This is a genomic window from Tenacibaculum sp. MAR_2009_124 (assembly GCF_900105455.1).
In the GTDB taxonomy this organism is placed as follows: Bacteria; Bacteroidota; Bacteroidia; order Flavobacteriales; family Flavobacteriaceae; genus Polaribacter.
In genome coordinates this window covers 535834-550895 of sequence record NZ_FNSF01000005.1, presented here as the reverse complement: position 1 = coordinate 550895, position 15062 = coordinate 535834, and the positions used below count along the sequence as shown (strand labels likewise).

13 protein-coding genes are annotated in these 15062 nt (G+C 32.1%); 12 read left to right on the top strand and 1 reads right to left on the bottom strand.

Annotated elements, in window-relative coordinates:
- Positions 1 to 48 precede the first annotated feature (48 nt).
- The 8 genes from BLW23_RS13090 to BLW23_RS13055 all read left to right on the top strand — a co-directional run bounded on the left by BLW23_RS13090 (position 49) and on the right by BLW23_RS13055 (position 8947).
- Positions 49 to 714: a hypothetical protein gene (locus tag BLW23_RS13090; protein WP_093670552.1), complete on the top strand. Its 666-nt coding sequence runs from the start codon at positions 49 to 51 to the stop codon at positions 712 to 714.
- Positions 715 to 716: 2 nt separating this feature from the next.
- Positions 717 to 1724 (top strand): PspA/IM30 family protein, encoded by a 1008-nt coding sequence (locus tag BLW23_RS13085; RefSeq protein ID WP_218134053.1) that lies wholly within the window; start codon positions 717 to 719, stop codon positions 1722 to 1724.
- Positions 1725 to 1745: 21 nt separating this feature from the next.
- Positions 1746 to 3293 (top strand): phosphate ABC transporter substrate-binding/OmpA family protein, encoded by a 1548-nt coding sequence (locus BLW23_RS13080; RefSeq protein WP_093670548.1) that lies wholly within the window; start codon positions 1746 to 1748, stop codon positions 3291 to 3293.
- A gap of 71 nt (positions 3294 to 3364) precedes the next feature.
- Positions 3365 to 4336: an ABC transporter permease gene (locus BLW23_RS13075; RefSeq protein ID WP_093670546.1), complete on the top strand. Its 972-nt coding sequence runs from the start codon at positions 3365 to 3367 to the stop codon at positions 4334 to 4336.
- Between the two features lies 1 nt (position 4337).
- Positions 4338 to 5147 carry an ABC transporter ATP-binding protein gene (locus BLW23_RS13070; protein WP_093670544.1) on the top strand — a complete coding sequence of 270 codons (810 nt, stop codon included), beginning with the start codon at positions 4338 to 4340 and terminating at the stop codon, positions 5145 to 5147.
- An 86-nt stretch (positions 5148 to 5233) separates the two neighbouring features.
- On the top strand, positions 5234 to 7126 hold the full coding sequence (locus BLW23_RS13065; protein ID WP_093670542.1) for an AAA family ATPase: 1893 nt from the start codon (positions 5234 to 5236) through the stop codon (positions 7124 to 7126).
- Between the two features lie 42 nt (positions 7127 to 7168).
- Positions 7169 to 7987: an O-methyltransferase gene (locus tag BLW23_RS13060; RefSeq protein ID WP_093670540.1), complete on the top strand. Its 819-nt coding sequence runs from the start codon at positions 7169 to 7171 to the stop codon at positions 7985 to 7987.
- 48 nt (positions 7988 to 8035) lie between these two features.
- Positions 8036 to 8947, top strand: a complete 912-nt coding sequence (locus BLW23_RS13055) for a 2OG-Fe dioxygenase family protein (RefSeq protein ID WP_093670538.1) — start codon at positions 8036 to 8038, stop codon at positions 8945 to 8947.
- A gap of 238 nt (positions 8948 to 9185) precedes the next feature.
- Here the strand turns inward: BLW23_RS13055 and BLW23_RS13050 are convergent, their stop codons facing one another.
- A complete protein-coding gene (locus BLW23_RS13050; protein ID WP_143032172.1) occupies positions 9186 to 10097 on the bottom strand; it encodes an rRNA adenine N-6-methyltransferase family protein in 912 nt (303 codons plus the stop codon).
- Between the two features lie 355 nt (positions 10098 to 10452).
- Here BLW23_RS13050 and BLW23_RS13045 point away from each other — a divergent pair, with 355 nt between their 5' ends.
- The 4 genes from BLW23_RS13045 to BLW23_RS13030 all read left to right on the top strand — a co-directional run bounded on the left by BLW23_RS13045 (position 10453) and on the right by BLW23_RS13030 (position 15011).
- A complete protein-coding gene (locus BLW23_RS13045; RefSeq protein ID WP_093670534.1) occupies positions 10453 to 11937 on the top strand; it encodes a hypothetical protein in 1485 nt (494 codons plus the stop codon).
- 11 nt (positions 11938 to 11948) lie between these two features.
- Entirely contained in the window at positions 11949 to 13484 is a 1536-nt protein-coding gene (locus BLW23_RS13040) for a hypothetical protein (RefSeq protein ID WP_093670532.1), read from the top strand.
- Between the two features lie 366 nt (positions 13485 to 13850).
- Positions 13851 to 14336 (top strand): hypothetical protein, encoded by a 486-nt coding sequence (locus BLW23_RS13035; protein WP_093670530.1) that lies wholly within the window; start codon positions 13851 to 13853, stop codon positions 14334 to 14336.
- Between the two features lie 489 nt (positions 14337 to 14825).
- Positions 14826 to 15011 carry a hypothetical protein gene (locus BLW23_RS13030; RefSeq protein WP_143032171.1) on the top strand — a complete coding sequence of 62 codons (186 nt, stop codon included), beginning with the start codon at positions 14826 to 14828 and terminating at the stop codon, positions 15009 to 15011.
- Positions 15012 to 15062 lie beyond the last annotated feature (51 nt).

Sequence of the window (15062 nt, the reverse complement as noted above, 5' to 3'; positions counted from 1 at the left end):
AGCAATTGCTTATTTTTATTAAATTTGTTGAAACTCGATTAATATATTATGCTTAAAAACCTAAAATCACTATTTATTGTAGATGATTCGACTGATGAAAAGAAAGAGCCTACAGAAAAAAAGAAAGAGCAACCGAAAAAAGAAGTAGTTGCTAATAAACAGAATATCACAAATCAACAACCAACAACAAATGCAGGAAAGGTTGATAATGGTATTATCGATAAGTTATTAGGAGCGATAGAAAAGAATAATTTAGATGGATTTGATTATCTGGAATTTAAAAAAGCACTAAAGGCTTTGGAAAAAATACCGATGGATGAATCAACTAAATATCGTTCTACTTTTGCAACGGCTTCAACAATGGGAGTTACATTAGAGAATCTTATTGAATCGACAACTCATTATATAAAAGTCTTAGATAAAGAGAATAATACATTCACGAAAGCTTTTGAAGGACAGTTAACATCTAAAGTTGGTAACAAAGAGAAAGAAATCGTTCAATTTGATGCAATCATTAAAGAAAAATCTGAAAAGATTAAGCAATTAACCGAAGAAATTACCAAGCATCAGGTTCAAATAACAGAGCTAAGAAAAGTGGTAGATGAGAGTAAAACAAAGATAGATAAAACAAGAAACGACTTTAAATTATCATATCTACATTTGCGAACTCAACTTGAGCAGGATGTTGAAAAAATGAAACAATATTTAAAATAAAAATGGAAAACTTAACACCAAAATCGTTTTGGGAAAGACCCGAAGGTAAAACTGGAATGTTGTTTACTGGGTTATTAGGAGCTGGAGCTTTGTATGGATTATATAAAGTGCTTCCTTACTTAATTACGATAGTTGAAAACACGTTGTATTTAGGTGTTTTATTGGCGGTCTTAGGGGCGTTAATTTACATGATTCTAGATCCTAAAATGCGCAGCCTTATTTTCTATATGTATAAATCCTTTATGAGATGGATTACGGGTCTTTTTATTCAAATAGATCCAATAGGTATTTTAAAGAGTTATGTAGATGATTTAAAGAGCAACTTAAAGAAGATGAACAAACAGATTGCTGTTTTAAAGGGGCAGATGAGAAGGTTGCAACAAATCATGAACGATAACAAAAAAAGTATCAATAACAATCTTAAACTCGCAAGTGCCGCGAAGGAAAAGGATAAGAAGGGAATTATGATCCTTAAATCTAGAAAAGCTGGACGTTTGCAAGAGTCGAATATGAAGTTAGACGAACTGTATAGAAAAATGGAAATTTTATACAGAGTTCTTACTAAAATGTACGAAAATTCAGAAATTTTACTGGAGGATATCGAAGATCAAGTAATGGTAAAAGAGCAAGAAAGAAAAGCAATTCGAGCAAGTCATTCGGCAATGAAGTCAGCGATGAATATTATAGCAGGGAATTCTGATAAAAAGGAAATGTTCGACAGAGCTTTAGAAGCAATTGCAGATGATGTGAGCATGAAAATTGGCGAAATGGAACGTTTTATGGAAATGTCAAATAATTTTATGGATTCAATTGACTTACAAAATGGTGTTTTTGAAGAAGAAGGGCTTGAGTTATTAGATAAATGGGAAAAAGAAGGCGTTTCTTTAATTCTTGGAAATCAAAAAGACTTACTAGTTAATGATAGTCATAGTGTTGATTTAGATGCACCAATACTAAAACAAAACAGAAATAACCAAAATAATCAATATTCAGATTTATTCAATTTTTAACAAAATATCAAACTATTAATTATGGCAGGAAAAAGGTTAACTCCATTATCTAAATTACTGATCGTAGGAGCTATTCTGGGATTAGGATATTATTTGCTGACAAATTTGGTCGCAAATCCTAAAGTGAAAGAAAAATTAGAGGAAATAACGGAAGAAATGGAAGCCCCTAAAAAAGGGTACAACAATGTTTTAAACATTGGAGTAGTAACTTGGGGTGGTTATGCCGGAGGACAGTATTTCAATGAAGGTTTTAAAGAAAACGCGCAATCGAGATTTTATAAAGATTATGGATTCAAAGTAAATTTTAAGGTAATTGATGATTTTGATGCCTCGCGTGATGCTTTTAAAAATGGAGATATAGATTTAATGTGGGCAACGATAGATGCGTTTCCAACAGAAGTAGCTGGATTAGCTCAGTATCAACCTCAAGTTGTATTCCAAGCAGATTGGAGTCGTGGTGGAGATGCTATTGTTTCGAGAAGAGGAATCAATAAGGTGCGTGATTTGAAAGGTAAAAAAATTGCGGTAGCACCAATGACGCCATCACACTCATTTTTAATTTGGTTATTAGAAGCTGGAGATTTAACTCCGAAAGATGTTACTATTGTTGAGGTGCCAAGTGCAATTGATGCTGCTGATGCCTTTAAAAGTGGAACTGTTGATGCTGCTGTAGTTTGGAGTCCGGATGATGCTGACTGTGTAAGTAAAGTTGCAGGAGCAAGAGTATTAGAAAGTACTAAAAACGCTACGCATATTATTGCTGATGTTTTTGTGGCTAAAAAAGAGTTTGTGGAAACTCATAAAGATCAGTTGAAAGATTTATATGAAGGTTGGATGATCGGCGCTTCAGAGTTAAATGCTTCTGATGCAAATAAAAGAAAAGCAGCCAAAATTTTGGCGGAAGGATTATCACAGCCAGAAGACTTTTGTTATGATGCTATTAACAATGTTCGTTTAGCAACTCATGGTGATAATGAAAATTTCTTTGGCTTAAATCAAAGTTATAACGGTGTTACTGGTGAGGACTTATATAACAAAATGAAAGTTAAGTACAATAATTTAGGGTATAGTACAGCGGGTGCAAAGAGTTGGAGATTACTTTCTACAAAAGATTTAGTTACGAAAACAAAGTCGTTAACAGGAGCTAATCACACACCAGAAAAGCAAAAAGTGTTTACAGCTGTTAACCCTGAATTGGTTGATAAAGAGTCGTTATCATCAAAAAAAGTAAGTATTTCATTTAATACTGGTGAGTACCAACTAGGTGAAAACGCGAAGCAATTGATTGATATTCAGTTTACATCTATAGCCAGAGCATTTGCGAATGCTAGAATTAGAATAGAAGGGAATACAGATAATGTAGGAAACAGAAACTCTAACATAACACTTTCAAAGAAAAGAGCACAAGCAGTGGCTAATTATTTGATATCGGAACATAGCATGCCAAAAAATAGATTTATCATTATTGGTAATGGTCCAGACAAACCTGTTCCTGGATGTGCACGCAATCAAAATGCTGATTGTAAAGCAAAGAATAGAAGAACAGATTTTGAATTAGTTGTAGACTAATAAACCCCTTTTAAAGGGCTTTGATTCTTGCATGAAGAGAGTTTTGTGTGGAATTATAAAAAATTAAACAAGTGAAAGATAATTTCAAAAAATTATTCGAGTTACGCGGTGAGCTTGAATCTAAACAAAAAATTACGCTTACCGTTTTGGGAAGCGTAATTCTTGTTTTAGTATGGTTTTTAATGGCGGAAGTTTTGTCGAAAAATGTGGTTACACAAAATGATACAATTCAACCCTCATCGCTAAAAGAAGAAAATAGGTCGTATTATGAAAATGATTCGATTTTAGTAGCGAATTACGATAAGCTAGAGCTTTTAAGTAAGGAAGAATTGAACGACTTTGGCTTAGTAAAAAACAAGGTTTATCCATTATTACCTTCTCCTATTAAGGTAATTAAAGCTTTTCCAGAACTAAACAAAGACGACGATGTTATTGGAAATACCTTTTTTTCAATAAAGTTAAATGTGTTCGGTTATTTATTGGCAATTGCTATTGCTATTCCAATTGGTTTCTTACTTGGGTTAGTTCCTTTATTTAGAGGCTTGTTTAGTAAAATTATCGATTCTTATCGTTTTATACCTCTTACAGCAGTTACCGGTATTTTTATTATGTGGTTAGGATTAGGAAGTCAAATGAAAGTATCTTTTCTGGCCTTTGGAATTATTGTATACCTTATTCCTGTTGTGGTTCAAAGAATAGATGAGGTTCAAAAGGTATATTTAAATACAGTCTTTACACTAGGAGCTTCTCCTTGGCAAACAATAAAAACAGTTTATATCCCATATGTATTGTCAAAATTGATTGATGATATTCGCGTTTTAACAGCAATTTCTTGGACCTATATAACCATTGTTGAAATGTTGAATAAAGGTGGAGGTATCGGAGAATTAATATGGACCGCTAAAAGACAAAGTAGAATAGATAAGGCGTTTGCTATTTTAATTATCATAGTTATCATAGGAGTACTACAAGATCGTTTATTTGTAATGATTGATAAAGTGCTTTTTCCATATAAACACATAAATAAAGGCAACAAACATTAGCATGGCACTAGATTTTTTTGATAACCCACAATCGCAAAATATTATTGAACTCCGTGGAGTGCATCAGTCGTATAATAATGGAAAAACTCAAATTATAGAAAACTTAGATTTGCTAATTGAAGATAAACCAATGCAAGGGCAATTTGCTGTTATTCTTGGAATGTCTGGTTGTGGTAAATCTACAGTGCTTCGATATATTGCTGGATTGCAAGAACCAACTTCGGGTACGGTTTTGGTAAAAGGGAAACCTGTAAGTAAAGAGAATAGAGTGAGTATGGTATTTCAACAATACTCATCTTTACCATGGATGACTGTATTAGAAAACGTAGGTTTAGGATTGCAGTTTCAGGGAGTTTCTAAGAAGGAAAGAGATGAAAAAGCAATGGAAATGATCCAATTGGTAGGCTTGGACGGGCACGAAAAGAAATATGCTCAATATCCGAACTTATCAGGAGGTCAGTTGCAACGAGTTGCTATTGCCAGAAGTTTAATGTCGAATCCAGAGATTTTATTAATGGATGAACCTTTTGGAGCACTAGATGTTAAAACAAGGTTGCAAATGCAGGATTTATTGATTGGTATTTGGGAAAAGTTTAGTCCTACTATTTTATTTGTAACTCATGACATTCAAGAGGCGGTTTATTTGGCAGATGATATTTACATCATGAAGCATGCACCTTCTAATTTTGTAAAACATATTAATGTTGATTTACCGTTTAATCGAAACAGAGAAACCAAGAGATTGGCTCATTTTGATGAATTAGTGCACCATGTTGAAGACTCTATGATGCAGATAGATACTGGGAGTTAATATTTCAAATGAAAGAATAAATCTGACAGGTTTTTAAATCTGTGAGGTCTAGTGTCGAAACGGTTTAAACAACGATTAAAACAGCTATGTACAACGCAAAACAATACAGATTGATCGATCAGTTTTTAGTTAAACTGAAGCAAGAAGATCGTCAGTTTTTCTTTAAAGGAAAAACCATCAACCCTATTAGAATATTTCAATTATCTAAAAACTTTCCTCAATTAAAATTGAAAGAGGAAGATGTATTATTAATATATAGTTCCAAAAGAACGATAGATGAAATAGATGTTTTGGTTACTTCTAAAAAGATACATAGTAAAACAAACTCATTACCTCTTCATTTGGATTCCTTAAGGGATTCTAATCTGAGAAAAACAATAGAAAATCATTTAGAGATTTTTAAATCTGTAATAGAAGATTTAACACTTCAGAACAACAAAGAGAAAAAGAACTTAGATGATTTTACCAATAAGTTTAAAGATTTTGTAAATCAAAAAGAAAATTCCGAAAAAGAATATGCCATAAACCATGGGTTTTTGGGAATTTTAAAAGATGAAGGGGAGAAAATCCAAGATTTGATTGAAGATTTAAATCGCAATAAACACTTTTCAAATGTAATCAATACCATTGTTCAGAAAACCGATGATGCTATCGAATTTAAAGCAGAGCATGTTGTATTGCAGGACATCATTAAAGTATATAATAAAATTGCTGTTTTACATGATATTAAGAATGAAGAGGCAACTTTAAGAGTAAAGTTTTTACTGGCCTTTTTATTTGAAAAGTTACAAGGGAACGATATTATCAGTAGTTTAACCATTGAACGCATAAATAGCTTTGTGACAACGCAAAGCTTCGATAAAAATATTGAAATCATCCAACAGGCTTCACTGTTCAATTTAGGAAATGAATTTAAGGATGAGTTTTTATTACCGCTCATTCTAAAAAAGTTAGATAATAAGCACTTCACAAATTCAGGAGCATTTTTATATCGAATAGCTTCATTGATAGCGAAAGCAGATGGAACCATTTCAGATGAAGAACAAAGCACTCTTAAAGAAATTAATGATAATGTATTACATCCTAAGCAAAAACTTCAAGGTGTAAAGCAAACGGAGGTTGATGAAAATGAAACTTTAGATGATGTTTTAGAAGAGTTAAATGAGTTAATTGGGTTGGAACCGATAAAGACGGCTATAGAAGAGTTGACTAACTTTTTAAAAGTACAAAAGCTTCGTGAAAAGGAAGGATTAAAAACAGTAAACAATTCACTACATTCTGTATTCATGGGACCTCCAGGAACTGGAAAAACAACGGTTGCTCGTTTGGTTTCTAAAATATACAAGCATTTAGGTTACCTTGAAAAAGGGCATTTGGTAGAGACTGATAGAAGTGGAATGGTAGCAGGATATGTCGGACAAACAGCATTAAAAGTTGAAGAAATAATTAATACTTCGCTAAATGGAGTGTTATTTATTGATGAAGCATACGCGCTTGCAAAAGAAAATAAACAAGATTTTGGGAACGAGGCCATTGAAGTGTTACTTAAAAAGATGGAAGATCATCGAAAGGAACTGGTGGTTATTGTAGCGGGATATCCAGATGAAATGAAAGACTTTATCACATCAAATCCAGGGTTGCAATCACGTTTTAATCGCTATTTTACGTTTGATCACTATAAGCCTTCGGAGCTTCTTGGAATATTTGAGTTATTCTGCAAGAAGAATGATTTTATTCTAACCGAAGATGCTCGTGAAAAGCTACACTTTATATTTGATAAATTTTATGAAAAAAAGGATGCTCATTTTGGAAATGCTAGAGTAGCGAGGAATTTGTTTGAAAAAATTATCGAATATCAAGCAAACAGAATTGTGAGTATCACGCCAATAACGGCTGAAATTTTGAAAACAATTCAAGAAGAAGATATTCCACCCATAAATAAAACAGTTGAGAAATATTTACAGTTTCAGGAAGAATAAATTCAATTTAAACTACAGAAAAGAAACAACTCAAATTTGAAAATGAATAAGATTATTAAACATCTTTTAATTTTAAATAGAAGACTACGTCAGTCTTCTGTATTAAAACAACTATCTCAAATAGAAAATAAAACGCTTCAACAGATATTAACCGCATTTATATCTGTAAAAACAAACTCTCATCAAAAAGTAGATGTAGATTCGTTTAGGAATTGTGAAAACTATCGAAAAAAATTATTAGAAGATACGACTGAAATTACATACGAGATATTTTCATTAGATACAAAAAGTACCGTTAAGGATATTTGTAAAAAAGCTTCTTCTAAATCAAAATGGTGCAGATTAATATATCATATTGTCAATAAAACGGATTCCCCAAAAGTTTTGGAAATAGGAACAAACTTAGGTGTTTCAGGGGCCTATATACTAGAAGCTTTAAAAACGAAGGAAGGGAAGTTAACAACCATGGAAGGATTGCCTAAGTTGTGTGAAATATCTAGAAACAAGTTCTCTGAGATTGTTTCTAATTCTAAATATGAAATAGTTCAGGGCTTATATGACGATACATTTTCGGACATCAAAGAACGAGAAGAAACATATAATTTATTTTTTATCGATGGAAATCATCAAAAAGATCCGACACTTGAATACTTTCATGAACTAAAACTAAAAATGGAAAATAAGGCAGTATTTATTTTTGATGATATTTATTGGAATGAAGGAATGAAGGAAGCTTGGGAAGTTATAACGAATGATAAAGATGTTAATTTTTCAATTGATATGTACCAACAAGGTATTGCTATAATAGATAAAGAAGAAACTCAAAAGAACAGGAAATTTAGTTTACATCTCACATATTAAAAAGGAGCATAAGTTTGAACCATTTTATGTGATGCCATTTAAAAATTGATGATCACCGAAAAACAAATATCTCAACAATTAAAGAGAGAAATAAAATCTCCCATTCGAATTGGAAATCTTGTCGATTTAAATATTGATACAAAAGCTTTTTTAAAGTGTTTTCAGCCTTTTTTTGAAAACCTTGAAGATGATTGTTATTTGGTGAGAGAAAATCAGATAAAGTATCTTAAAACTGCTTTTCCGGAAGATGTAGTCGCGATTAACGAAATTCGAAAAGCTTATTTCTACGGAAAAGTAACCGCCGAGATTCTTGAACCTTGGATAAGGCAATTAGGTCGCGAACAAAAAACTCAATTTGAAAATAGCTCAATGGTCACTCGTCAAAGGAGTATAGCCTCTTTTACAATTGAAAAGAAGGATAATGAATTTGTTATCGAAAGAATATCCGAGAGTAGTTTTGAGCAAAATGTAGATGATTTTAGAAGCTGGCAACGTGTTTTTAAAGAAGCAGATGAAAAAGTATTAAAGCGTTCAATTTTTAACCAATTACTTCAGGAAGCTTTTAAAATGGTGGCTGTAATCCATCCAAGTATTCAAAAGCTTAAAATTACTTCTCATTTTATGAGAACTATTGCCGCAGGAATAGTAAAAGGTGAAAATTCGCCTGAAGGAGTCCATGAAGATGGTGCAAACTATATTATTTCTGCATTGGTGGTGAATCGAAGGAATATAACAGGAGGTGAAACACAAATTTTTGAAAAAAGAAACGATGAAAATGAGCTCATTTTTCAGAAAGAACTCGAAGTAGGGGAATTTGCTTTTCAGGCGGATACAGGAGAAGAAAAGACTTTTGGAAACGATTTATGGCACTATGTAACACCTATCCAATCTATAAATAAGACGGAAATAGGTGTTAGAGATATTATCGGTTTTGATATTCAGCTTTTAGATTCCTTATAGATTGAAAAAAACCAAGGGGATTCACCCCCTTGTAAATAACGATTATAATATTTCAGATAGAAATCAATATTGGTTTCAGATTTCTCAGTCGTTACCTCCTTTGAAATGACGCAACTGGAATTTTAAGTGTTCAATGATCAATGTTTAGTGTTTAATTTTGTGTTCTTTGTCATTTCTGTAAAGGTTAACTAATTCATTGACACTTTTTAAGTTTAATAATTCTTACATCGAACTTATTTTAAGACAATACACAACTAATCTTATCCAAAGAACAGCCATAATTGAAGCTAAAATCTATATGAATAAGATCTCCTGCTTTTACTTCCAAAGTATTCGTTGTTTTTAATACAGTAGGAGGCATTAAACTATCGGTTCCAGTAAAGTTGGCTCCTTCACTAACTTCAACATACGATTCTAAATACAAAGCATTGATGGTTCCTGAAAAAAGAACTGGTACCGAAAAACTTAGTTTCACACCTTGTTTTTTCTCTTTTAACAATTCAATTTCGTTTACCAAAAATTGTTGTGATAGAAACATCGGTTGGTGTCTCGTAAACATTACAGGATAATGATGAATATCAGTATCTATTTCCGCTTCGCAAAGTCGCGCAAAGTTTACAATTCTATTAGGAAATAAGTGTCCATCAGGTTTCAAATAATTTCGCATGTGCTGAAAAATTTGAACCTGAAATTCATTCGCACAATAAATACTCATTAACTCGCCAATAATATGATCTACTTTTTCAGGAAGTTCAACAGTTAGCGCATCTGCAAAAAGGACTTCAACCTTATCTGCCCAATCATATTTGGCAACTTCTTCTTTGATAAAAGGAATCAAATCGGGATTATTCTCTATTAAATACGCCTTTTTTACATAAGGCATATACAATTTGGTTAAAGGCAAAGTTCCGACTCCTATTTCACAAACAACGGCATCTTTAAAGTTGTTATGAAGTTCAAAAGCTTTTTTAAAGGCATTCACACGTTGCTCGTCGCTTTCCATGATTTTATAATAGATTTCAGGGAAACCGAAATGATTTTCATCAAAGGTTTGAGCGTTTAAGAGACCGTATTTTAAATTTTCATAATTATCAATAATAGATGCGAACAATTTTTTATCCATGAGTAAATAGAATCTGAGTTTTCTCAAAGGTACAATTTTAGAATTCTTTATATAACCCCATAGTTTTCAGAACTTATAGGTGTAAGGAAGATTTCTTACAATGTCATTGCGAAGAATGTAATGATGAAGCAATCTACCTATTAAAAAGAGACTGCCACAGCAAAAGTATTTGCTTCGCAGTGACGAAGAGTCCATAGAAAAGAGAAGTTTATCTACATCCCAGAAAAATCAAAAATTAGTATCACAATTTTTTTAACTTTGCCAAAAATTAATTGTTAAGAAAACCTACTAATGTTGCTATGTGAATTACTCTCCACTTGGTTTGTTTTCTTTTGCAATTGCTTGAATCTATCTATTTAATATCATTAAAAACTGAATTATTATGAAATCAAAAATTAAAATTGCGGTTATTGCTATTTCAGTAATTATCACTAGTAACCTCTATAGTCAAATTTCTTCATCACCAGATAATTCTGTGAATGCGATAAGTGGTGCTTCAAATAAAATTCCTTCTGGTATTGATAACGATGGTGGTTGGTCTTCTACTAACGCTTATTGGGCTTCGCCCTTAATTTATAGATCTAAAAGAGAATCAAATGGAGTTTTCCCCTTTAACGAATATGGTGAGTTAATGATTCAAGGAACATCACATGGAAGAAATTATAATAAAGGAATTAGTTTACTTACATGGGATGGCTTAAACTCCATAGCACAAATAAGAATGAGAATTAACGCTGAAGGTAATGTCGGAATTGGAACGAATGGGCCTAATGAAAAACTACATTTGTCAAGTGATGAAGGGACCAAAATTAAGGTAGTAACTACTTCGACTACGGGTTCTACTGGGATCCTTTTTCAAGGGAAAAGAACAACAGGACTAAACTCGAGCCATTATTTAGGTACAGATGGAGTTAGTCATTATAATTTCAAAATTAATGCAGATGAAAATTTAAAACTCCAAACGAATGGAACAGATAAAATGATCATCTCAAGTGCTGGAAGAGTAGGGATTGGTGTGCCAAATCCAAGTTCTAAACTTCAATTGATGAATGGAAATGATGGGATAAGTTTTGATGCAAGTGACGATTGGGTAGGAGTTGGTTTTAATAGAAGTGTTAAAACTGGTGAGATTTTTGATACTGCAAAATCTGGATGGCAATTTACAGCACGTGATGATCGCTTCTCTTTAGAGGGATATAATGGTGCTTTTAGTAATTTATTGAATGTTTTAAAGAACGGTCATGTTGGAATTGGAGAACAAAATCCTGATTCAAAATTACATATTAAAGGAAGTACTTCTACATATAGTACAATAGAGAATACTGGAGGAAACTCAAAGATGATTTTAGGAGCTGTAACAAACAGAAATATTATTTATAGTAGAAAACTTGATAATACACCGCAAATACTAAAACTTCAAGTTAGTAGTGAGAATGATTTTGTAGTTAATACTGATGGTAAAATTGGAATAGGAACAAACACTATGGGCAACCACAAACTAGCCGTAGAAGGTTCAATTGGAGCAAGAGAAATTAAGGTAGAAGCATTTCCAAACTGGTCTGATTTTGTTTTTTATGACGATTACCAACTACCAACCTTAACTGAAGTAGAAAATCATATCAAAGCAAAAGGTCATTTAAAAGATATTCCGAGTGCTAAAGAGGTTGAAAAAAATGGTTTCTATTTAGGTGAAATGGATGCAAAACTATTACAGAAAATTGAAGAGTTAACCTTGTATACGATTGAGCAAGAAAAGAAAATCGAAGACCTAAAAAAATATAAAACCCAGTTAGATAGTCAAGCAAAAGAAATTAAAGAGTTGAAAAGTCTATTGAAAAAAGTATTAGAACTTAACAAAAACAACTAAAATAAAAGATTATGAAAACAAGGATAAAAATTGCAGTACTAGCTGTGTTGGGGATTAATTCCTTAGTGTCAGCACAAGAGAAAATTACAACTGAAAACGGATCGAAATCCGATTTTATTTATAAGAACGGGGAAATTGGGATAGGAACTAATTCTCCTACTGAAAAACTAACAATAGCGAGTTCTATTGTAGGTTATAAATCTTTATTAAGTTTTAAAGAATTAAGTAACAATGGTGATAATGCAATGGGATTAGACTGGTATTTTGCAGGTGCTTCTGGATTTCCTTGGGGGGCTACGGCGAGAATTGAGGCTGCTAGACAAAATCAAAGTGCTTCTTTTGATCTTAAATTCCATACAGCCTTAAATGGTGTTCTTTCGGAAAAAGTAGGGATTTTAGCGAATGGTAATGTTGGTATTGGAGTTCCAAATCCTAGTTCAAAATTAGAAGTAAAAGGTGATTTTAGAATTGGAAATGGTGGGGTTTATAATGATTTAATCTTTAAAACTGGAACGCCGTTTTCTGGGACAAACGGTGTATTTGAAATTATCCCGAAAACTATGCCAGGAAGTGGTATTGCAAAACAAACTACATATTTTAAAAATGCCTCACATAGTAATGGTAAAACTGAACATGGTGTAATAATTGATGGCAATTTAGGGATAGGAACAATAAGCCCGAATGCGAAATTAGATATATTATCAAGAACTGATAAGGTTGCTTTGAGACTATCAATGCCAACAAGTGAAGACGCAGCTTCTTATGAGATTAAGTGGGCTAATCAGAATAATAATATAGTCCATCGAGTTCAATACGCCAATACTTATTATGACGTGATGACAATGAACCGAACAAATAGAAATGTAATTTTTACTGGAGGAGATATTGGTATTGGTACAACAAGCCCGAATGCGAAATTAGATATATTATCAAAAACTGATAAGGTCGCCTTAAGATTATCAATGCCAACAAGTGAAGATGCTGCATCTTATGAGATCAAATGGGCAAATGAAAATATTAATGTAGTACATAGAGTCCAATATTCTGGAGTGTATTATGATGTTATGAATGTTAACCGAGCAAATAGAAACGTTGTTTTTAATGGTGGTCAAGTTGGTATAGGTACAAACACCATGGGGAATCATAAACTAGCCGTTGAAGGTTCAATTGGAGCAAGAGAAATTAAGGTAGAAGCATTTCCGAACTGGTCTGATTTTGTTTTTTATGAAGATTATCAATTACCATCCTTAACTGAAGTAGAAAATCATATCAAAGAAAAAGGGCATTTAAAAGATATTCCTAGTGCTAAAGAGGTTGAAAAAAATGGTTTCTATTTAGGTGAAATGGATGCAAAACTATTACAGAAAATTGAAGAGTTAACCTTGTATACCATTGAGCAAGAAAAGAAAATCAATAATCAGAATAAGGAAATTAAATCATTAAAATCTCAAGAAGAAAGAATTGATAAACTTGAAAAAGAGAACAAGATTTTAAAAACCTTGTTAGAAAAAGTGAATCAATTGGAGAAATTGATAAATAAAAACTAAATATATAGCCAAGGGATTCATCCCCTTGATCTAACTCTCATAAGTTTTGTCTACTTGTGAGTGAAACATCGGAATGAGTTAAAGTTAAATCGAACTCAGGTTATTATGTTAGTGTTATACCATTTTAAAATATTGATTTAGGGTAATTAGGGTTGTCACTTCGAGTAAAATTATTTGAAATAAAATGAAGAATGATTTTGTATCGAGAAGTGCTCCCTAATACTATATGCTGTTCTCGATACATTTTTCACTTCGTTAACACTTAGTAAAAAACACTCGAACTGACATTTCTACAATAGAAATACACGAAAACCTAAAAATAGTGTTACAAATGGTAAGAATAGGTTTTTTTAAATTAATGATTATATGAAAAATAAACTACTATTTTATTTATTGTTATTCCCATTAGTGGTGTTTTCTCAGAGTTTTCCGAGTCCACCTAGTGCCGCTCAAATCAATAATATTGCATCACAGCACCATCAGATGATGATGCAACAACAGCAAATGATGAGAATGTTACAAAGAAACTTTGTGACAGATCAACAAAAGTTAGATAAAGCCAATGGGAAGAAAGTAAGAATAGAGAGTAAGATTCGTAATCTAAAAAAAGAATTGTCAACAACTAAAGAAGATCTGCGTTCACTACAAAATACTGATGTGAAGTTGGATAAAAAGCAGCAAAAGAAGAAGAAAAAACTGCTTAAAACTTTAGCGAAAATAAATGATAAGGTTGCTAAGAATACTGAGAAATTGCAAAGTATTAGCAATAATATTATTGAACTAGAAAAACGAATAAAAGAAACTTCGAAAGAAATAGAAAAAGAAAGTAAGAAAACAAAAAACTCAAAATAATACTAGAAGATTACAGGTATTTGAGAAATAATGCGAAAAAACCTCAAAGATTTTAAAATCTTTGAGGTTTTTTGTTTCGTAAAATTATTGTAATTTGCTGAGGAAGTGAATTATGAGAGGTACTATTTTCTCATTAATAAAATTGTTGCTGGATATTTTCCGTTGAATGAAGTACATTTTGGTGTATAGTTAAAGCAAATGCTTTCTATGAGAACAAACAGTTAATTGATTTACCCTAAATAATTGAGCTCGTTTGTTAAAAAATAGTTGATTGTCCATTATTGGCCGCAATTATAGTAGTAGCGTCATCCCGAACTTGTTTCAGGTTGACAGTTACTTTTTGTTGTCAATTACTGATAATCATTAAAAATATTATCAGTCTTAAAATCGATTGGTAGTATTAAAATACGACTTTTCTAGAAAAGAACAGACATATCACTTGAGTGTCTATAAATAATTCAAGGATTAACCAATTTTAACTTACATATTATGAAAAAACAAATTTTAAATCTTGGAAAAATCATCAAGAAAGAAGATCAAAAAGAAATCAATGGAGGAGGTAGATGGAATGGATATTGCCGACAACAAGGTTCTCGATGCTGTCACAATGTTCAAGGTTACGGAGAGTTCTGTGATGCTGGACGATGTGGTAGATTTGGATGCTTTTGGTATTAATCAAAGCATATTCATATTTATGAATTAAAAAATCCCCAGTGAATTTTAATT